Annotated in this window: 19 protein-coding genes and 2 pseudogenes; 17 read left to right on the plus strand and 4 right to left on the minus strand. The window is 60.6% G+C overall.

Going from position 1 to position 20,392, the window contains the following annotated elements; translation table 11 throughout:
• Window positions 1-34: 34 nt before the first annotated feature.
• On the minus strand, window positions 35-739 hold the full coding sequence (locus ACIPHM_RS22985) for an SDR family oxidoreductase (protein ID WP_400333532.1): 705 nt from the start codon (window positions 737-739) through the stop codon (window positions 35-37).
• Between the two features lie 135 nt (window positions 740-874).
• On the opposite strand from ACIPHM_RS22985, the gene gcvA reads away from it, so the two are divergent.
• The 6 genes from gcvA to ACIPHM_RS23015 all read left to right on the plus strand — a co-directional run bounded on the left by gcvA (window position 875) and on the right by ACIPHM_RS23015 (window position 6,565).
• Window positions 875-1,771 (plus strand): transcriptional regulator GcvA, encoded by an 897-nt coding sequence (gene gcvA, locus ACIPHM_RS22990; protein ID WP_400333534.1) that lies wholly within the window; start codon window positions 875-877, stop codon window positions 1,769-1,771.
• 34 nt (window positions 1,772-1,805) lie between these two features.
• Window positions 1,806-2,708 carry a LysR family transcriptional regulator gene (locus tag ACIPHM_RS22995; RefSeq protein ID WP_400333536.1) on the plus strand — a complete coding sequence of 301 codons (903 nt, stop codon included), beginning with the start codon at window positions 1,806-1,808 and terminating at the stop codon, window positions 2,706-2,708.
• 228 nt (window positions 2,709-2,936) lie between these two features.
• The gene (locus ACIPHM_RS23000; protein ID WP_400333538.1) at window positions 2,937-3,380 is read left to right on the plus strand and encodes an FUSC family protein; all 444 of its coding nucleotides are present in this window, start codon (window positions 2,937-2,939) and stop codon (window positions 3,378-3,380) included.
• Window positions 3,289-3,978, plus strand: a complete 690-nt coding sequence (locus tag ACIPHM_RS23005) for an FUSC family protein (protein WP_400333577.1) — start codon at window positions 3,289-3,291, stop codon at window positions 3,976-3,978. Before ACIPHM_RS23000 ends, ACIPHM_RS23005 begins: the two co-directional genes overlap by 92 nt.
• A complete protein-coding gene (locus ACIPHM_RS23010; protein WP_400333540.1) occupies window positions 3,975-4,337 on the plus strand; it encodes a hypothetical protein in 363 nt (120 codons plus the stop codon). The genes ACIPHM_RS23005 and ACIPHM_RS23010 overlap by 4 nt, the downstream gene beginning before the upstream one ends.
• Before the next feature lie 497 nt (window positions 4,338-4,834).
• Window positions 4,835-6,565, plus strand: a complete 1,731-nt coding sequence (locus ACIPHM_RS23015; RefSeq protein WP_400333542.1) for an ATP-binding cassette domain-containing protein — start codon at window positions 4,835-4,837, stop codon at window positions 6,563-6,565.
• A gap of 28 nt (window positions 6,566-6,593) precedes the next feature.
• On the opposite strand, the gene ACIPHM_RS23020 is transcribed toward ACIPHM_RS23015, so the two are convergent.
• From ACIPHM_RS23020 to ACIPHM_RS23030, 3 genes are all read right to left on the minus strand, one after another.
• Window positions 6,594-8,429 (minus strand): asparagine synthase-related protein, encoded by a 1,836-nt coding sequence (locus ACIPHM_RS23020; protein ID WP_400333544.1) that lies wholly within the window; start codon window positions 8,427-8,429, stop codon window positions 6,594-6,596.
• Between the two features lie 24 nt (window positions 8,430-8,453).
• Window positions 8,454-9,170: a lasso peptide biosynthesis B2 protein gene (locus ACIPHM_RS23025; RefSeq protein ID WP_400333546.1), complete on the minus strand. Its 717-nt coding sequence runs from the start codon at window positions 9,168-9,170 to the stop codon at window positions 8,454-8,456.
• An 82-nt stretch (window positions 9,171-9,252) separates the two neighbouring features.
• Window positions 9,253-9,423: a hypothetical protein gene (locus ACIPHM_RS23030; protein ID WP_400333548.1), complete on the minus strand. Its 171-nt coding sequence runs from the start codon at window positions 9,421-9,423 to the stop codon at window positions 9,253-9,255.
• Between the two features lie 202 nt (window positions 9,424-9,625).
• Here ACIPHM_RS23030 and ACIPHM_RS23035 point away from each other — a divergent pair.
• The 11 genes and pseudogenes from ACIPHM_RS23035 to ACIPHM_RS23085 all read left to right on the plus strand — a co-directional run.
• A pseudogene (locus ACIPHM_RS23035) lies at window positions 9,626-10,120 on the plus strand (DDE-type integrase/transposase/recombinase).
• 189 nt (window positions 10,121-10,309) lie between these two features.
• Window positions 10,310-10,924, plus strand: coding sequence for an LON peptidase substrate-binding domain-containing protein (locus ACIPHM_RS23040; RefSeq protein WP_400333550.1), 615 nt, complete (start codon window positions 10,310-10,312; stop codon window positions 10,922-10,924).
• A 116-nt stretch (window positions 10,925-11,040) separates the two neighbouring features.
• Window positions 11,041-11,922, plus strand: a complete 882-nt coding sequence (locus ACIPHM_RS23045) for a hypothetical protein (protein WP_400333553.1) — start codon at window positions 11,041-11,043, stop codon at window positions 11,920-11,922.
• A gap of 2 nt (window positions 11,923-11,924) precedes the next feature.
• Window positions 11,925-12,596, plus strand: a complete 672-nt coding sequence (locus tag ACIPHM_RS23050; protein WP_400333555.1) for a GntR family transcriptional regulator — start codon at window positions 11,925-11,927, stop codon at window positions 12,594-12,596.
• A gap of 119 nt (window positions 12,597-12,715) precedes the next feature.
• A complete protein-coding gene (locus tag ACIPHM_RS23055) occupies window positions 12,716-15,049 on the plus strand; it encodes a hypothetical protein (RefSeq protein ID WP_400333558.1) in 2,334 nt (777 codons plus the stop codon).
• A gap of 174 nt (window positions 15,050-15,223) precedes the next feature.
• Entirely contained in the window at window positions 15,224-16,534 is a 1,311-nt protein-coding gene (locus tag ACIPHM_RS23060; RefSeq protein WP_400333560.1) for an MFS transporter, read from the plus strand.
• Between the two features lie 122 nt (window positions 16,535-16,656).
• Window positions 16,657-17,202, plus strand: coding sequence for a tRNA adenosine(34) deaminase TadA (gene tadA, locus ACIPHM_RS23065; RefSeq protein WP_400333562.1), 546 nt, complete (start codon window positions 16,657-16,659; stop codon window positions 17,200-17,202).
• Window positions 17,199-18,131: a muramoyltetrapeptide carboxypeptidase gene (gene ldcA, locus ACIPHM_RS23070; RefSeq protein ID WP_400333564.1), complete on the plus strand. Its 933-nt coding sequence runs from the start codon at window positions 17,199-17,201 to the stop codon at window positions 18,129-18,131. The genes tadA and ldcA overlap by 4 nt, the downstream gene beginning before the upstream one ends.
• Before the next feature lie 346 nt (window positions 18,132-18,477).
• Entirely contained in the window at window positions 18,478-19,422 is a 945-nt protein-coding gene (gene puuE / locus ACIPHM_RS23075) for an allantoinase PuuE (RefSeq protein WP_400333566.1), read from the plus strand.
• A 145-nt stretch (window positions 19,423-19,567) separates the two neighbouring features.
• A complete protein-coding gene (gene uraD, locus ACIPHM_RS23080; protein ID WP_400333569.1) occupies window positions 19,568-20,101 on the plus strand; it encodes a 2-oxo-4-hydroxy-4-carboxy-5-ureidoimidazoline decarboxylase in 534 nt (177 codons plus the stop codon).
• 69 nt (window positions 20,102-20,170) lie between these two features.
• Window positions 20,171-20,392 (plus strand): annotated as a pseudogene (locus ACIPHM_RS23085) (allantoicase); the annotation flags it as partial.

A 20,392-nucleotide genomic window follows, 5' to 3' on the forward strand; every position in this document is an offset into this window, starting at 1 on the left:
ACGTGACTTGGCGTCAGCCGGTCCCTGGAGGGCCTCAGACCGAGCGCGTCAGTCCGCCGTCCACACGAATGTTCTGACCGGTGATGTACCCGCCGCCTTCGGACGCCAGAAACGCCACCGTCGCGGCGATTTCCTCCGCTTTGCCGTAGCGCTGCATCGGCACGCTCTTGCGGCGTGTCTCCTGCTGCGGCAGGCTGTCGATCCATCCCGGCAGGATGTTGTTCATACGCACGTTGTCCTGCGCGTACCTGTCGGCGAACAGCTTCGTGAACGACGCCAGCCCCGCGCGGAATACCGCCGATGTCGGGAACATATCGCTCGGCTCGAAGGCCCACGCCGTCGAAATATTGACGATCACGCCCGCGCGTTGCTGCTGCATGATCGGCGTGACGAGTCGCGTCGGGCGGATGACGTTCATCAGATACGTGTCCATGCCGCGGTGCCAGTCCTCGTCGCTGATGTCGAGGATCGGCGCGCGCGGGCCGTGACCTGCGCTGTTGACGAGCACGTCGATGCGCCCCCAGCGCTGCACTGCCAATTCCACCAGCTTCGTGAGTGCGTCGTTCGACTGATTCGAGCCGGTCACGCCCACGCCGTCCAACTCGGCCGCCAGCGCTTCGCCTTTACCCGACGACGACAGGATGCCGACCTTGAACCCGTCCGCTGCCAGACGCCGCGCGGCTGCGGCACCCATGCCGCTGCCGCCTGCCGTAATCAACGCCACTTTTTCTACTGTCATGCTGATATCCTCCGGATACGCCGGCCTTCACCCCAACGGTGGCCGACTCGCTTGAACTCTGTGCGACAGCGTAACATTGCAAAGCGGGCTCCACGCACCAGATTTCGCCACTTCATACAGTAGAAAAACTACATTATGACGCAAGCCATCGGCCGATTGCCGTCGCTCAATGCCTTGCGCGCCTTCGAGGCGGCGAGCCGGCATCTCAATTTCCGGCTGGCCGCCGAGGAGCTGGGTGTCACGCAAGGGGCTGTCGCGCAACAAGTGCGCGGACTTGAAGCAGAACTGGGCATGAAGCTTTTCGAGCGGCATCCGCGTGCGTTGTCGCTGACCGAAAACGGTCGGCGCTACGCCGGGAGTGTGCGACGCGCCTTCGAGATGCTGACGGAGGCGACGCAGGCGCTGCGTCCCGAGCCGCTGCGCCTGACCGTCAGCGTGACACCGACGTTCGCATCGAAATGGCTGATTCCGCGGCTGCCTGCGTTTCTCGAAACCCATCCGGACATCGATCTGCGTATCCTCGCCACCGACCGGCTGTCGCACTTTCACGCGGACGCCGTTGATCTCGCGGTGCGTTACGGCCGTCCGCCATTCGGTGGCGGACTGGTCGTGGAACCGCTGTTCGAGGAGGTGCAAGTCGCGGTGGCCTGCCCGACGGTGGTGGCGGCCCTTGGTCATCCCGACGAGACGGGCAACCTGCGCGGCCACGCTTTGCTGCACGACGCTCACAACGCATGGCCGCAGTTTCTTGAGCTCGCGTTGCCCACGGCCTCGTTGTCGGCCGTCAAGAACGTTCGTTTCAATCAGACGGCCCTTGCCATTGATGCCGCCGTTGCCGGGCAAGGATTGGCGCTTGCGCACCGAGACTTCGTCGCCGCAGACATCGCAGCGGGCCGTCTCGTGCGGCTATTCGACACCGAACTGCGTACCGGCGCGGGGTTCTACATCGTGCATCCGCGCCGCACGCGTCATGCGGCGCAGATCGCCGACGTCCACGAATGGCTTTTGCGGGAAGCACGGCACACGCGTTAGCATTGCGTTTTGTGCAATGAATCCGGACGCTGCCATGTCGCACCCCGACCTCAACCTGCTTCACGCCCTCGACGTTTTGCTGGAGGAGGGCAGCGTGGTCGGCGCCGCGCGACGCATGCATCTGAGTCCGCCCGCGATGAGCCGCACGCTTAGCCGGATTCGCGAGACGCTGGGCGACCCGGTGTTCGTGCAGGCTGGGCGCAAACTGGTGCCGACGCCGCGCGCCCTGGCCATGCGCGAGCAGGTGCGGCTGGTCGTTGAGCAAGCCACGCAAGTCCTCACGCCGGGCGCCGGCGTCGACCTCAAAACCCTGGAGCGGCGCTTCAACGTTCGCGCGAACGACATCTTCGTGGGCCTGCATTCGGGACGGCTGCTCGAAGCGATCGCCGCCGGGATGCCCCGCGCGATGCTGCGCTTCGCGCCGGAGGAAGACGATATCGACGACGAGGCATTGCGCAGCGGCCGAATCGATCTGTTCATCAGCGCGTCGCGCCAGCTTGGTCCGGAGATTCGCGTGCAGCCGCTGTTCACCACGAGCTTTGTCGGCATCGCGCGCCACGATCATCCAATTTTCGACGAGGACATCACGCCCGAGCGCATTACGCGGTGGGGGCACATCGGTGTGTCACGACGCGGGAAGTTTGCGGGGCCGATCGACGACGCGCTGGAGGATCTGGGGCTGCGGCGTCACGTGGCGCTGGTCGTTCCTACGCCGTTCACGGCGCTCTTTTCCTTGGGCGATAGCGACCTGCTGCTGGCGCTGCCGTCGCATCTTGCGCAGAGCGCGATGGACGCCGGGATGCGCCTGCGCCAGTTCGATTTTCCCGTGCCGCTGGCGACGGTCGTGCTGACGCAGGCGTGGCATCCGCGCTTCCAGGCCGATCCGGCACATCAGTGGCTGCGCCGCACGATACGAACGATCTGCGAGGCGTGTTGATCGCATCAATCAGTGCGTTTGACGCAATCGTTCATTCCAATCAAGTCACTTTTCGCATCGAACACGCCGCCCCTACAGTGATGAGCATCGTCACTGTGTTTAAGGGTCATCGTGTCATCGACGCCTTCTTCGGCAACATCGTCTAGCGTACGCAGCGTTTCATGGCTGCGCTGGTGGCTTGCCGGTCTGCTGCGGCTCGATTTTACTTCGCCGCGCGCTACTTACCTCATGCGTTCCGTCGTTGCGGCGTGGCTGGCGCTGTGCGTTGCCTACGGACTTGAGCTGGAAATGCCGTACTCGGCGGCAACGACTGTGCTGCTCGTCATCAATCCGATTCAGGGCGCGGTGATCGGGAAGGGCGCGTGGCGTGTGCTCGGCACGCTCGCGGGCATGATCGCCTCGATATTGCTGATGTCGGCCTTCGGGCAGATGCCGTGGTGCTTCCTTCTCGGATTCGCCGCCTGGCTGGGCCTGTGCGTCGCAGGAATGACGCTGCTGCGCCACTTCCGCGCGTCGGGTGTCGTCGTGGCGGGATATACCAGTTGGACTGGCGACGTTCGGTGCACTCCAGCATCCGCATCTGACGTTCGAGCATGTCGTCGGGCGCGGCTCGACGGTGATGGTCGGCGCGATCTGTCTGTCGTTGGTCACCGCGCTTTTCAGCACCCGTAGCGTGCGGGACAAGCTGGAGGACGTGCTCTCGCGGCTGACCGCGCGCGCCGCACACGTGCTGGCCGAGTCTCACACGCCGGGCGACGAGAAGGCTACGGCAGCCGTCGCCATCGCACGTCGTCAACTCATGGCCGAGATCTACGGTGTCGACGATCTGCTTGCCGTCGGCAAGGCCGAGTCCGTGGATCTCGCCCATCGCGCCCACGCAGTGCGGCACGCAATGGCGTCGCTCTTTGCCGCGTTAGCGGGCGGCATACCGCCGACTACGCAGAATGCTGCCCACCGGCAAGCGCTGAGCGCATTGCAACCCATGCTCGCCGACGTCTGGCGCGAGGTGTCCTCAGCGGTTGCCCGCGGCCCGCAAGAACTCACGCGCGCGGCGGACCTCATGCGTCAGGCCCGTGAACATCTTCAGACGGTTCTGACGGGGGCTTCGCACGCCTACGGCACTCATCGCCGTCGATCGCCTGATCGAGCAGATCGACGACTATCTGCGGTGCTTGGACGGCCTCGGGTCGTTGCAGCGTGCGCGCCGCACTTACGCTCTTTGCGGCGGACGCAGTGTGGATCGTCACGGGCTGGTCGCATAGCGACATGATGTTGCTGATCGTCTCGCGTATTGCGCGTCTGCAACGGCGTATTCGCGATGCGGTACTTCGCGCGTTGCGTGCGTCTACATTGACCGGTATTGTCGCGTTATCAAAGCAATCGCGCAAGATGGCGCGATGCAGAAAGCCAAATCGCTCTGTCATGGACATCGGCTCCCTGTTGCGATCATTGGCCATGTGGTGCGCTGGTACTTATCGCTTTCAGCTCAGCCTTCGTGCATCGCGTCAAAACGGCCAAGCTTTCCTGTCGAGCTTCGGACCCGATCCGCCCCGCGCTCAAGCGACATACTGTCTGCATAACTTTATCTTGCGCGACCACTTTGAAAACGTGAGAATACCTTGGGGATGATTAGTTTTTAAATCAAGCACTCATTTTTGTCGGACGCTGCCGATCGGCGCGGCGGAATTTTTTGCAAGCACGCTTGCGTGGATATGGGAATCCTGCTGATAAGGCGATAGATTGTTACTCTTATCTTTCCGTGTCGAGCGAATTTCAGGTTTTCGCTCCCGTGCCATTCCTTGAACTGCGGGAAGCGATATTGGTTGGCTCTATCGGCCAAGGCTTTCTCTGTGGGTTTTCCGACGAGTCAATCGCTGCGCGTATTTGAGATTCGACCGGCAGTAGGATGAGAGTGCTATCTATTTGGTTAGCCCTAATATGCACTGGGCTGATAACGCAAGTAGCCTTCCCGTGCGCCAATAGGTGCCTTCGTTAATAAACATTAGCCCGTCTCATGCAGGCTTTTTTGGGCGCAAGGGTGGCGGCGTTGTGCCTGAAGGTCTCAAAGCCGTTTGCTGGGTCCATGTTTTCGAGCGGCGACTAGGGCTTGGACAAGTGGAGCGCACATGTCATTCTTAGCTGAGTTATGCGTAGGCTATGTGGCGGCGTATCGAATCGTTGTTAGACGGTATCCGTCGCTCGCTTGGCATTTTTTCCTTGCATCGCTACTGATGGTGGCCATGGCGACTCTGAGCGCAATGGTTCCGTATATGATGCGGGAAACCATTAACGCACTGTCTATAGCGGCGCGTCCCGATCTCAGTGGAAATACTGCAATCCTGTTGGCCGTAGGATATGGAGCATGTTGGACGGGTGCCCGTATATTCGAGTGGCTCCGGGCAGTAATTTCGTCAATCATGCTGGCAAGGTGCGATGCCTCATTTCAATATGCATTCTATTCTCATTTAATAAGAGTGGAGTATCCTCGCCTAATCGAAATCGATCCTGGGGCCATGTTGGCAGTCGTCACGCGGGCACGGGTGGCTTTTGGCATGATATCCACGACCGTATTTTGGGTGATTGCGCCGACTCTATTCCAGTTGACCCTTGCCGGTGGCGTGCTGTGGCATATAAAAGGAGCCCTATTTTCCGTTGGATTTGTGGTTTCTGTATTCATATTGTTTGTTGTTACGTGGTGCCTCTCCACTCAATCTAGGCGAGCTCACGCTGCGTTATTTTCCGCATCCAATACATTGTCAAGTCATTTTATAGAGCGATTGAATTTTATTGTAGATATCAAAATTAATGACGCTTGCGCGAGAGAGGAGGTTGCCTTTGGTGAATATTTGAAAAAATACATTGGTCAGGTTTTTCGTGCAAATCTTCAACTATCTATCCTGCTTGCGATTCAAGCAGTTTGCGCTGGTGCTTTGCTCACTGCGTTCACGGCATTTTCGGCCGATAACGTCCATCGATCCGCATTAGGAATCGGTGATTTCGTTATGATCGTTGGATATCTCACGTCACTGACTGCTCCCTTTGTCAGCCTCGCGGCGTCGCTTTCTGATGTGCGCAGAAACCAACTTGCGTTGCGTGAAGGATTTGACGTCCTGGAAATGCCACTTGAATCTGGTATCAGAAAGTCTGGGGGAGAGGGGGCATATCCATTTGCATATCTGATTGAGGGTGTTAGTCTGAGCATTGGTGGGCGCTCTATTTTTGAAAATATTTTCCTCAGAGTTGAAAAGGGGAAATTCACAGTCCTGATTGGTCCATCCGGGCATGGTAAATCAACCCTCATCTATCTGATGCTAGGATTGATTCGACCTCTCAACGGTGCCATTTTCCTGAATGGGGTCGATATTTCAAGTGCGTCCGTTGCGGCTATCACGGAGCAGGTCGCGGTGGTTCCGCAAACCCCTCTCATCCTGACAGGAACATTGCGCGATAACCTGATATTTGGTTGTCTGGAGCCGCCATCTGATGCCTTTCTGGTGCAAATCATCAACGATCTGGAGCTCTTCGGGCTTGGTGAAATTGAGGTGCCCAACGTGCTGGACCGAATGCTCGGTGTTCAAGGGAGAGAGTTGTCCGGAGGGGAGCGGCAGCGTGTCGCTGTGGGCAGGGCCTTAGCGCGACAGACAGCTATCTTGATTCTGGATGAGCCGACATCTTCATTGGACATCGCTCAGGAGCTCAGGATCCTTGAGCGAATCAGGCGATACGCGCCAACCATTTTTGTTGTAACGCACCGTCTTGCTCTTTTGAAATATGCTGATCGCGTTTATCAAATTGATTCCGGCCACATTAGGGAGGAGACGTCGCGTGGACTTGGTTCCGACGACGTATTTCCTTGATTCTGTGGTGGGCAGCCGTCCGGCCTGTCTAACGAGGGCACCAACTTCTCAACCAGGCTTCCGTGCAGACGTATTCGTGAAGAATAATGGAGTACTGTTGGTCATCAGGCGGGTGCCCAGAGAGGTAACGCTCGATGGTTTCTCGAACTAGCATGCCATTGCGTACCAACTCACCGTCAAGCAAGAACGTCCGGATGAAATCAATGTTGTGCTCAAAGATATGGTACGTGTGCTGAGCGATATATCCCTTCAGGTATCTTCGAACGATCGAGGTGGGGAGGTCAGCCGCAAAGGCTCGACGTGCAACGGCCCGATCACAGGCGAGCTTGATGTGCTGGTAAGACGGAATCCGCAAGCACAATTCTACTATTGGCTGGGAAAGTAAAGGGAACGTTCGCTCAGGACCTGGGCCATATGAAAAAGTGTTGTAGTAGGCCGGGGGCGTGACGCTGACGCCAGCCTGAAAGAGTGTGCCTGGTGGCACGTGCCGTGCTTGGGTTGTTTTTGCCCACAGGTGGGTCAAGTCGTTTTGTTTTTCCTGAGCAATCTCGAAGATGCGCGGATCAACGAGGCTTCGTGACTGCGACGGTGGCATACGGGGCCAGGTTGATTGGCTTCCGAATACCCGAGCGCGAATCGAACTGGCTAATAGTGGCCAGATGGATTGGCGTGAGAGTCTTGCTGCGTCTATTGCGACTGTCAACAGGTCGGTCTGGGGGGCTTGTTGAAACAGTAAATCAGTTATGGCCAGTTCCGCTCGATTCCGGAAGAATACACCGTCGCCACCTGACCCGGAAAACAGGCCAGCGCTACGGCCATTCGCCCCTCGGCGTTTGGCCTGTTCGACCTCGAACCGTCCGTGCTCAAGTTCATATAGATAGCTCCATGGACGCGGCGAACGCCTTGCGGTGAGAATTTCCCCGAGTTTCAATTGCCGGCTGTCAAGTTGGCGCTCAATGAGTTCGACCCCGGTATGCTTTGCCATCGTCCGCGCGTAGCGGCGCTCGTCTTCGCCTGGGCCGTCGCTAAAATAATGGATGCATGTGATCGCGGGCTCAGTCGGTGCGCTCGTCAGGCAGCTCAACACGATCGACGAGTCCAGCCCCCCCGAGAGATTGTGGACGATGCCAGGATAACAGGCCGCCCACGTATGCACACATGAGCGCACGGTGCGGTACAACTCTTCTGCGGCTGCCTCGAAGTCTTCAATTGGATCGCGCAATGCAACGTCAATGGGATTCCATGCGATTGTTCGATGTCGTGTGCCCCCAGCAAAAGACACACTCTCGCCCGGGAGAATCTCTTCGATCTGGTCCAGGGCGGTTTCCCGGGCGAACAGAGTTATCCCGCCGGCCATGATATTGGCAATGGCCCGCCAATTCACGGAGAACCACCGTTGTATCAATGCCTGGCAATCCTCGCAATCTGAAAAGATAATGTCGACGCCTTGCGAATGCGCTAGAAAGCATGGCAAGCTTCCGGTCGGGTCGCGCAATACCCGCACCTCCGTGCTGGCCGGGTCGCGCACGAATGCGACGTATCGTCCCCAGTAGTGAGAAAACAGCCAGCATCCGCCGCTGTCAACGATGGATAGCGTTTCACTTTCGTCGAATGCGACGGTGGTTGCAGCCCGTTCGCAATTTCTGTGAAAGACCGTTCCCAGCACGGCTCCCGATCCGCGAGAAAGCAGACGTGTGTTGCTAGCGCCAACGCCTGATTCCGTGTGAAATACCATCAAACCATCAACCTCTACAACCTTCGACCAGTCAGGAGATGTAGCTTGGAGGCGAGCAGCAAGCGTCCTCGCCTCCTGGGCAGATTGTTCATCACTTGAGCGCCAGACCAATGCTAGATATCGATACATGGACGATCTCTTTCGATCAATCTGTTATGCTTTCATGATAGGTGTGTAGCCGCACACAGTTTCGAGGGAGTCATTCAAGATCAGGTTTTCCCACTGTAACCAGCAATGAGCGGCAAATGGTGTTACCTGTACACCGAATACCCAGTCGGGTAGTACGCGATAACGAGCGAGGAACTCGAGCAACGTGAGCGAATTGAACAGACAGGCGTTTCTTGATGAAAACAGAAAGATGCGCAGCAGTAGAAAAATCTCGACGAGTTCTCGAAGCCGTTCGACGCTCGGTGGATTTCCATCGGATGCCGATGCCATCCGACGCAGGCGAACTCGAGAGATGATCCGCTCAAAGGGAAGGAAGTGCAACGCGAACTTGGCATAGCCTGCGGCAACAAGAAAGGCGAACAGGTCGCTGGCCCGGATGCGTGGGCGGAGGTTTTCCTGTTCGTCGATCAATCCAATCGCTGGCGAGGCTAGCTGAACGGGCTGTACTGCGTCCCAACCCTCGCGAAGCACAGTGGTAAGCATTCCCCGTTGAAGCAGTGTGCTGATGAGATGGCTGAGTCGACCGATCTCAGGGGAATCTGGACTCGTCCAGTCTGCTGGCCACCCATGAATCAAATGGGTGAATGCGCCGACCTTCGTCGCGTCGAGCAGAAAGTAGCGATTCTGTTTGAGATCCAGCAAGACGACCTGTCTATCGCGTACACAGCTGAACACATGGTGGGCCAAACGATACTGAGCCATTCCGGTTCCTCCAGTGTCCCGCGGTGCTTCGCAGCGCCCGCTTTTCGACCTGCGACTTCTTCCGTTTACGATTGACGAACTGTTAGAGTCCGATGTCGAGTATGAATAGTCTATCGTTGGGGGGTATACCCAATTCGAAAAGCAACAATAAGGACACACCCTGCGTCTTTTCGGAAGCAGGGCCACAGTCGATCATATCAATAACTTCCGCTGATTGATCTGTTTCCTTGGATTTAACATCGATGATTTCCATACCTCTCTCCTTCTAACCAATGATGAATACACGGTGGTGGGTTGGCGGCAAGCCCAAGTCCATCACGTACCGTTTGTCCGGAGCCTTAGCGAAGGCGAGATAGATCACTGGACAAATAAAGCGTACACATCCAGAGGGATTTGTCAATTCATGTTTGCCGGGGTATTGTTACGTTGTCAAAGCGGTCGCGTAAGATGGCGTGATGAAGAAAGCCGAATCGCTCTGTCGCGGACATCGGTTCCCTGCTGCGATCATCAGCTCTATGTGGTGTGCTGGTACTGATCGCTTTCAGTTGAGCTTTCGGAAGTTGCTGTTCGAGCGCGGGGTGATTGTCAGTTACGACACGATCCGGCGTTGATGTGACAAGTTCGGCGCTGGCTTTGTGCATCGCGTCAAAGGCGGCTCGCCGAAAGCCGGGTACCACTTGGCATCTGGAGGAAGTGTTTGTTGCGCTATGGGCGAGCCTTATTTTTGCTGTGGTGATGCGTCGATCAGCACAGCGCCGAACTCGATATCCTGCTGCAGAAGTGTCGCGATAAGGCGGCCAAGCTTTCCTGTCGAGCTGCGCCGATCCGCCAGCACTTCGCGCTCAAGCGACATTTACTGCCTGCATCATTCTACGGCAAACAGTTCGCCGCACGCTTTGCCCGCGTGGCATTGCTTCACAGGGCTTACTCAAGATCCGTTCGACTTCTGAGTTAGCGATGCCGTTTATCGGCTATCGCGTCATCAACACGCCAACGTGACAATGCCCGGCATCGAACGCGGTACATGGTGCCGCGCGTGCGGGTGCTGCTCGACTTCCTGATCGAGCGCTTTGCGCAGGAGTCGACGGCGTGGCCTGACATTGGCACTTGCCAAGTGTGACTTCATGTCATCATACGGCATGGCCCAGATCCCGCTCTTCCCGCTCGGCAATGCCCTGTATCCCTCGGGGGTGTTGCATTTGCGCATCTTCGAGGTGCGCTATCTCGACATGATCAAGCGGTGTCTGGCCGATGGCACCGAGTTCGGCGTCGTCGTGCTACGACAGGGCAGCGAAGTGCGTCTGCCTGACAGCGTCGAGGAGCTGGCGATGATCGGTACGATGGCGCGCATCGACGACTGGCGCGCACCCATGCCGGCGTTGCTCGAACTGGTGTGCCGGGGGACGACCAAGTTCCGGCTCTCGTCCGTCGAGCTGGGGAAATACGGCTTGTGGATGGGGGAGGCGCAAATGCTGCCGGACGACGCCAGCGTCGCCATTCCCGATACGCTTCAGATCAGCGCGGACACGCTGGGCAAACTCATTGCCGGTTTGCAGCGCGATCCGGCCCGCGCGGCGAAACTACCGCTGGCACCGCCTTACCGGCTCGACGAATGCGGCTGGGTGGCGGATCGCTGGGCCGAGTTGCTGCCGCTGCCCGCGCATGAGAAAGAAACGTTGCTGGGGATCGACGACCCGGTGGCGCGTCTCGCACGCATTCAGGCATTCCTGACGGATCACGGCGTGCTGTCCTGAGCGCTCCTGGCGGCGGGAGGCGGGGATTTCGTCATTCCTGTGCGGACAAGCGATAATGTCGCCTGCCACGATTTTGCTTGCCGTCGCCGGGCGCGGCGGCACCGTCACACAATTCCATGACAGTCCAGATCAACGAAGAACTCAAAGCGTACATCGATCCGCTCACGGCCGATGAATACGCGGCACTCGAACAGAGCCTGCTTACCGAAGGTTGCCGCGACGCTCTCGTGCTGTGGGGCGATGTGCTGGTCGACGGCCACAACCGTTACGAGATCTGCCGCAAGCACGACATCGAATTTCGCACCGTCCAGAACCCCTCGTTCCAGTCGATGGACGACGTCCATCTGTGGATGATCGACAACCATCTGGGACGCCGCAGCGTGTCCGATTACCAGCGCGGCGTACTCGCATTGCGCAAGAAGACGATTCTCGAAGGGCGCAGCGAGCCGGGCGCGGCCGACGCCGCGGCACAGGCACAGCCGCAGGCCCCGCAAGCGGCGTTGGCCGGGGGCGAGGCCGGCGACGGTGCGAAGTCCTCGATCCCGGCGCACACGATGGCGCTCACGCGCGCGGCGCTGGCCCGTGCGGCGCGTTTGTCGAGCAATACGCTGGGGCAGATCGAGCAGATCCACAACGCGGCGGCCCCCGAACTGGTGGATGCCCTCAAGCGTGGCGAAGTGTCCATCAACGCGGCCGCGGCCGTGTCGACCTTGCCGCAGGCGGCGCAAGTCGCGGCGGTAGTGGCGGGCAAGCAGGAGTTGCGCGAACTGGCGCGCTCGGTACGCGAGGCGCGTCCGGTCAAGCCACGCAAGAAGAAAGAGGACGAGATCGTCGAAGACGATGACGGCACGCCGCCGTGGGATACGAGTGCCGATCCGTGCGACGAGTTGACCCGCCTGTCGAAGGAGCTCAAGGCCATGACGGCCGAGCGCGATGCGCTCAAGAAGAAAGTGGCCCATCTGACCATCGCGCTGGCGGAGGCGCGCTCGGGCAAGTAATCATGCGAAACGCCAAACCCCAAGCCCTTCATCAGGCCATTCGCGACACGCTTCGAGACGAGATTCTGAACGGCGTGCTCCCGGGTGGGTATCAACTGCGTCAGGAAGCGCTGGCCGAGCGTTTCAACGCCAGCCGTGTGCCGGTGCGCGAAGCGTTGCGGCAGTTGGAGGCGGAAGGACTGGTCGTCCATCATCTGAACCGCGGCGCGACGGTCGCGAGCATGAATCTGGAGCAATTGTGCGAATTGCTCGAGATTCGTGTGGCGCTCGAATGCCACGCGGCCAAGCTCGCCGTGCCCAACATGGCGGCGCGTGACTTTCAGGTGATGGAACAGATCCTGAGCGAATATTCGGCGTCCGAAGTCGTGTCCGAATGGGCTGAATACAACCGGCGCTTTCATCTGGCGCTCTGCGCGCCCGCGAACAACCGGCGCCTGCGTATCCTCGTCGAAGAGCACTGTCTCACCACGGATCGCTACTCCAATCTCGCCATGTCGCAGGCCACCGGCAAGGAGAAGCCGCAGCATGACCACTATGAAATTCTGGCGGCATGCCGGCGTCGCGACGTGGTCACGGTCGTGTCCCTGCTCGAAGCCCATATCCTCACTACGCGCAACGAGATCAAGGCGATGGCCCGCGACGATCTGAGCTTCCTGTCGCGCGCGGCGATCTGATATTCGATATTCGACGAACGCAGTTCGCAAACCGCACCAGCATTTCACTATTCCCGCAGTGTGGGAAAGCGCTCGCGCCGTAAGCTTTGGCGCGATTGTTCACCCCCTGGAATATCGAAATGAAAACGTCTGCTCCTGCGTCGCCGACGCTGCCGTCCGTCCCCGCCGAAGTTCACGAGCTCCACGAAACCTGCACACCGCAAACCGGTGGCGCGTCGACCCGCCGCGCACCGGCTGGCAACCGTTTCGAGATGGAGGCGACAGCACTCTCCGATCTCAAACCACGTCGGTCGACCGATAGTGCGGAGTCCGCCACATCCACGGCGCCGCGTGCCCGTACTGCGACCTTGCCCGGCTCGGGCGAGCGCATGAACGTCGAGCGCCGCAACTCTACCGCCACGATGTTGAGCGCCAGTTCGTCGTCGTCGGAAGCTTCTGCGGCGTCGGGTGGCGACGACATCACCTTCGTCATGCCGCCGCCGTGCAGCGGTGCGCTGACCAAGGTGGACGGGCGCTTGCGATGCGAGCAGGACCATGGGGTCCAGGGCGTGCTCGATCTCGTGGCCGAACTCGATCCGGCGCTGGTGCGCGATTTGCAGATTCCGCCGGGCGCGAAAATCAGCATCGCGTGGGACGAGCGTTTGCCCGAGAAGATGGACGCGTTCATGAAGCTGGCGGATGGCAGCCCGATTCTCGCCACCGATCTGCTGCGCGAAGCCATCGACAAGGGGGAAGGGGCGTTCATGCCCTATATCACCATGCCGGGCTCGCTTCAACATCCGACGGCGTTCCTGCGCGACATCGGCATCCGCATCCAGGTGACGCCCGGCGACGCTGTGGGGGCGCAATTGCAGGCCGCGTTGGCGCGCAAGGCGCCGGGCGAGGCGAATGCTGCGCGCATCGACAAATTCCGCAACGATTTCGGCGCGATGTCGCTCTTGTCGCTGGCAAACAACAAGACCTTCAACCGCGGGCTCGCCTATGGGCTGGCCGCGAGCATGGGCGGGACCGGCACGCTTGGCGCGGCTTTCGACTATGGCATCTGGGCGCGGGTCAAGGCGGGGATGAGCCCCGGCACCGTCAAGGCGGCGGGTCCGCTGATCGATGCGATCACACCGCTGCTCGCGGAAACCTTCGACTCCATGGTCGTCAAGCGCCTGGCCGAAGTGATGAAGGGGAAAAACTTCTTCCCGGACGATCTCGGCGACACGGTGGACGATCTGAAGGGCGCGGCGTTCTCGGGCACCATCGCCGCAATCGGCTCCATCGCCAACAACTACGTGCGCGAGCTTGCCGCGGCAGCGCGCGACGCCGGGCATAGCGAGGCGGCTGTGCTGCTGCTCGTTGCGAAGCAGTTCACCAACCTGTTGGCGACGTGGACGTCCGGTGCGATGGTGCCGCTCGACGTGCTGAACGATCACAAGGCGCTGGTCGACAGCAAGCTGAAGCTGATGCATCACGGCGTCATTCCCACGCCCGACGTCGCCGACGTGCGCAAGCACATCGGCGAATCGGCCATGAACACCGTGCGTGCCGCACGCGGCCCCGGCACGCTCGTGCGCTCGATGGCGACGGGCGGCGAGATCGCCGCGAGCATTGGGCTGGTGTTGTCCCTGCTCGAACACAAGGGCGTGATTTCCAGCTCGTTCGAGCAACTGATGACACTGTTGTACTCCACGCCGGTCGAGGTTCTCAGCATGACCTCGACGATGGCTGCCGAGAAGTGGGTGGGCAACAGCGGCGACAAGCCAGACGCGCGACGCACCAACGATGCGGGCAAACAGAGTGCGATGCTGGCGTCGATTTCCAGCGCCGGCGAGACGTCGCTGGCCGACCTCGACCGTATCGCGCGACCGGCGGGCGACCGCAATGCGGCGCTCGGTCATCTGGTGACGGTGGGGTTGGGCGGCGTCATGAACGCTGTCGACAAGGGAGCGGACCTTGGCATGGTGCTCGCGGGCAAGGGCATGGCGCCGGTCGGCAAGATGCTCATGGCGACTGCGGACGTGCTCAAGACCGTGCCTTACGTCGAGCCGGTACTGAAGACCGTGGCCCGCGGCGTGGCAGGCGGTTCGCAATTCGTGTTCGACCATGCCTTCACGCCTGTTGGACAGGGCATCAAACATGTGTCGGGAGAGGCGTATTCACGCGTGCTGAAGCCGACGGGGCAGGGCATTGCGTGGACCGCAGGCAAAGCGGCGCCGGTGCTGGCGCCTGTGGGACGCGGTGCGGCGGCGGTGGCGGCGGCCACGGGCGAGCACGTCGTCAAACCGCTTGCCAATGCGAGCGCCGCGGCCGTGGACAACGCCGCGAGGGTGCCGGGCGCCGTGATCGGGGCGGGGGCAAACGCGGGCGACTGGGTGGCGACAGTGGGCACGGATGCCGTCAGACGCGCCGCGCAGGCTGTCAGACAGCGCCCGGCGACTGAGCCATCGGGCGACGACATGGTCTGAGTCGGTTTCATCAGGTTTTCACGTGGATTGACGATGCTGTCGCCCGGCCGGGGATTGAAATACCCGGTAATACTGGCCCGGCCGGGCGACGGCGGTGAAACCCGAAAATCCTGATGTCCGGGCATCCAATCCGGTGCTATCTTGAGCGACATCGAGTCCGTAGAGGTGAACGCCATGGCTTCCAGCCCCGCAAATCCCGCATCGGTACCGCGGCCGTCTCCCTCGAAAGTTGCCACCGTGATTCGCGTCACCAGTGGCAATTTCATGGAGATGTTCGACTTTTTCCTGTTTGGCTTCTACGCCACCTATATCTCCGCGACGTTCTTCCCGTCGGGCGACGAATTCGCGTCGCTGATGCTCACCTTCATGACCTTCGGCGCGGGTTTCCTGATGCGTCCGTTGGGCGCCATCATCCTGGGCGCTTACGTCGACCGGATCGGGCGTCGGCGCGGGTTGATCGTCACCCTGTCCATCATGGCGATGGGCACCATTCTCATCGCTTTCGTGCCGGGATTCGCGACCATCGGCTATCTGGCGCCGCTGCTCGTGCTGATCGGGCGGTTGTTGCAGGGCTTCTCGGCCGGGGTCGAACTGGGCGGCGTGTCCGTCTATCTGTCCGAGATGGCGACGCCCGGGCACAAAGGCTTCTACGTCAGTTGGCAGTCGGCGAGCCAGCAGGTGGCGATCATCGTGGCGGCGCTGCTGGGCTACCTGCTCAACAAATGGATGGCGCCGGCGCAAGTGGCCGATTGGGGATGGCGCATTCCGTTCTTCATCGGCTGCCTGATCGTGCCCGTGCTGTTCGTGATCCGGCGTTCGTTGCAGGAGACCGAAGCGTTTCTGGCGCGCAAGCATCGCCCGAGCACTAGCGAAATCTTCCGGTCGATCGTGCATAACTGGGGGATCGTGGTGGCGGGCACCATGCTTGTCGCCATGACCACCGTGTCCTTCTACCTGATCACCGTCTACACGCCGACCTTCGGCAAATCGGTGCTCAAACTCTCCACCACCGACGCGCTCGTCGTCACCTTCTGCGTGGGCGTTTCCAACTTCATCTGGTTGCCGGTGATGGGGGCCGTGTCCGATCGCGTCGGGCGCCGGCCGTTGCTCCTGATTTTCACCGTCCTGACCATTCTTACGGCGTATCCGACCATGGCGTGGCTCGTCGTGGAACCCACCTTCGGCAAAATGCTGATGGTCGAGTTGTGGCTGTCGTTCCTGTACGCGAGCTACAACGGCGCCATGGTCGTGGCGTTGACCGAGATCATGCCCGTGGATGTACGCACGGCGGGCTTCTCGCTCGCCTACAGCCTGGCGACAGCGTTGTTCGGGGGCTTCACCCCGGCGGTGGCGACCGGGCTCATTGGCCTGACTGGCAACAAGGCGGCGCCGGGCTGGTGGATGACCTTTGCCGCCGTTTGCGGCCTGATCGCGACCCTCGTGCTGTATCGCAAGCGGGGGGCGGCAAATGCGGCAATGGCGTGAGCGCAGGCGAGGGGCTGTGCGAGAATAGCGCATTGCCGCCAGCGGCCAATTGCGCTGTGCGTAGCGTGTCCCGAAGTCACTTCAGGGATGCGCTATGCGCAGCGGCTTTTCGTCAACGTTTCATGAATCGAGATTTACCCGCGACCGACGAGACCTACATGGGGCTGGCGCTCCAGCAGGCCCGCGCCGCGATGGCGCAGGCAGAAGTGCCGGTCGGTGCCGTTGTCGTATGCGATGGACAGGTCGTCGCCGTCGGGCACAACTGCCCCGTGAGCGGCCACGATCCGTCAGCCCATGCCGAGATGCAGGCCTTGCGAGCGGCGGCGCAGGCGTTGGGCAACTATCGGCTTCCCGAGTGCGAGCTGTACGTGACGCTCGAGCCGTGCGTGATGTGTGCCGGCGCCATCATGCATGCGCGCATCAAGCGAGTTGTGTACGGTGCGGCCGATCCCAAGACGGGAGCGTGCGGCAGCGTCGTCAACCTGTTTGCCGAGCCGCGTCTGAACCATCATGCCGAGATTGTCGGCGGTGTCATGCGCGACGAGTGCGTCGGCATTCTTCAGACCTTCTTCAGTGAGCGCCGCGCGGCAGCCAAGGCGCGTCGCTTGTCCGCTGCTGCCCAGCCGGCGGACGCGTCCTCCGTCCCTCCATCGGAATCCTCCAATTGACGCAGACCAAGCTACTCGAACTGATTGCCCCGTCCGGCTACGCGCCCGATGCCGATATTGCCGAGCGCGGCGTAGCGACGCTGGAGCGGCTCGGCTACACCGTCACCAATCGTGAAACGCTGGCGCGCCGGTACTGGCGTTTTGCCGGCACCGACGAGCAACGCATCGCGGAAATCAACCACCTTGCGAGACGCGACCATCCGTTGCCGGAAATCGTGATGGCTGTGCGTGGCGGGTATGGCGCCGTGCATCTGCTCGATTCCCTCGATTACGGCGCGCTGCACGACCGGCTGTACAACGCGCCCGTGGCCATCGTCGGCCACAGCGACTTCACTGCCATTCAACTGGCGCTGCTCTCGCAAGCGCACATGACGACATTCGCGGGGCCGATGCTGCTGGCCGACTTCGGCGCCGAGACCCTGAGCGACTTCACCCTGGGCCAGTTCGAGTCCGTGCTGCATTCGCCGAGTCACGTCGCCCAATGGCAGGCAGACGGTGCGAGCGGCGACATCGACGTCTCCGGCACCTTGTGGGGCGGCAATCTGGCGATGGTGTGCAGCCTCATTGGCACGCGCTATCTGCCGTCGATCGAGGGCGGCGTGCTGTTCGTCGAAGACGTCAACGAACCGCCGTACCGTGTCGAGCGCATGCTGTACCAACTGCATCAGTCGGGCATTCTGGCGCGTCAGCGGGCGCTCGTGCTGGGCGACTTCTCCCAGTACCGCATCACCGACTACGACAACGGGTACGACATGCCCACCATGATCGAAAACATGCGCAGGGTCATTGGCATTCCCATCGTCACCGACATGCCGTTTGGCCATTGCCCCGACAAGCTCACCTTGCCGGTCGGCGGGCAGGCCAGATTGCAGACATCGGGAGCACAGGTCACGCTCACGCTTACGGGATATCCCTATGTAGCGGCATGACGGGCGACCGGGCGTCCGGGAAACCTGAAAAGGCGAGAAACAGCAGCACGCCGAGCCGAATAGATGGCCCGGCGTGCTTTTTTATTGCCCGGCAAAAAACTGCAAAATTGCGCCAGTTGAGCACAATTTGATGGGCGTTTCCATGAAATTGACAGCGGTGCCGAAATGCTGGAGGACGTCGCGCGGGCATTGGCGGGCGGGGGAGCGCGCTTAAACGAGCGGCGGTAGCGGCGGGCGACTATACGTCAAAGCGCAGCCTGAATATCTGAATATGGCTATGTTTCGCCCGAGGGTATTTGGCTAAACTTCTTCGATCGATTCGCCAACAGAAGGATGCCAAGACATCATGGCCAGCAACAACGCCAGTTCCACAGACTACCCCCGCGACCTTATCGGCTATGGTCGTCACGTACCGTTTGCCGATTGGCCGGGACGTGCGCGCATCGCCGTCCAGTTCGTGCTGAATTACGAAGAGGGGGGTGAGAACTGCGTTCTGCATGGGGATCGTGCGTCCGAGCAGTTCCTGTCCGAGATCATTGGTGCGGCCGCCTACGAGGCTCGCCACATGAGCATGGAGTCCATCTACGAATACGGTTCGCGCGCGGGCGTGTGGCGCATCTTGCGCGAATTCGAGCGGCGCGGGCTGCCCCTGACCGTCTTCGGCGTGGCCATGGCCATGCAGCGGCATCCCGAAGTCACGGCCGCGTTCCAGGAACTGGGGCATGAAATCGCGTGCCACGGCTGGCGCTGGATTCACTACCAGAACATGGATGAGGCGACCGAGCGCGAGCACATGCGCATTGCCATCGACATCTTCAAAGAAATGACCGGTAGCGCGCCGTTGGGCTGGTACACCGGACGAGACAGTCCCAACACTCGCCGTCTTGTCGTCGAGCAGGGCGGGTTCGTGTACGACGCCGACAACTATGGCGACGACCTGCCGTTCTGGACACAAGTGCAGACCAGTGGGGGCGAACTCAAGCCGCACCTCGTTGTGCCGTACACCCTCGACTCCAACGACATGCGCTTTGCGGCGCCGCAGGGTTTCAACACGGCCGATCACTTCTTCCACTACCTGCGCGATGCGTTCGACGTCTTGTACGCCGAGGGCGACGAGGCACCGAAAATGTTGTCCGTCGGCATGCATTGCCGATTGCTGGGCCGTCCGGGGCGCTTTGCAGCATTGCAGCGATTCCTCGATCACATCGAAAAACACGACCGCGTGTGGGTGTGCCGTCGAATCGATGTGGCGCGGCATTGGCAGGCGCGTCACCCGTTTGTGGCGGCGTGAGCCAAGCGTTGCGAGAGAGCTTGCTGCGTCCGGGAGGCGTGGCGGGCGCGGCATCCGAATGAATTCGAATTGAATCCGACAGGCGTCATCGGGCTGTACCAAGCGTGCGGCGGGGCGCCAGCCTTGTTCTCCAGGAGAGCAGTTAATGAACGCCCCCTTGCCTATGAGCCAACGTACCGTTGCCGAGCTGTCAGCGCTGTCGCGCGCCGAGTTCATTGCCGCGCTTGACGGCATCTTCGAGCATTCCCCGTGGGTCGCTGAAGCGGCTTGGGAAGACCGTCCGTTCGCTACCGTCAATGCCTTGCACGACGCCATGTGCCAGGCCGTCATCGACGCTGGCGAAGCCCCGCAACTCCAGCTCATTCGCGCTCACCCCGAATTGGCGGGCAAAGCCGCGGTGCGTGGCGAATTGACGGCCGAATCCACCAGAGAGCAGGCGGGTGCGGGCCTTGACCAGTGCAGCGCCGAAGAATTTGCAAGATTGACCGAACTCAACGACGCATACAAAGCCAGGTTCGGTTTCCCGTACATCCTGGCCGTGCGTGGGCACACGCGGAGTAGCATCATTGAAGACTTTGCGACGCGGCTCGAAAACAGCCGTGCCGACGAAATCGAAACCTGCCTGCGCCACATCTTCCGCATCGCGGGATTTCGCTTGCAGGATCTGGTACGCGACTGAGCCCACGCCGGTCCGGTACATAGCGGCATCAACCAAGTTTCAGACCCTACAAAGCATCAAGGAGTTGGCATGGCCCTCGCCCCGCAAGATCCCAACGCACCCGAATTCGTGCGCCGTTACGTCAACCTGGCCGACCCGCGGCTGGGCGCGCAGGCTCTCGTTGCCAGCGACGAATTCTTTGCGGCCAAAGAGCGCGTGCTCAACCCCGAGCCGGCCGTCTTCATTCCGGGCAAATACGACGACAACGGCAAGTGGATGGACGGTTGGGAGACCCGACGCAAGCGTGTGAAC

This window comes from Pandoraea sp. NPDC087047, from assembly GCF_044745225.1.
GTDB lineage: Bacteria > Pseudomonadota > Gammaproteobacteria > Burkholderiales > Burkholderiaceae > Pandoraea.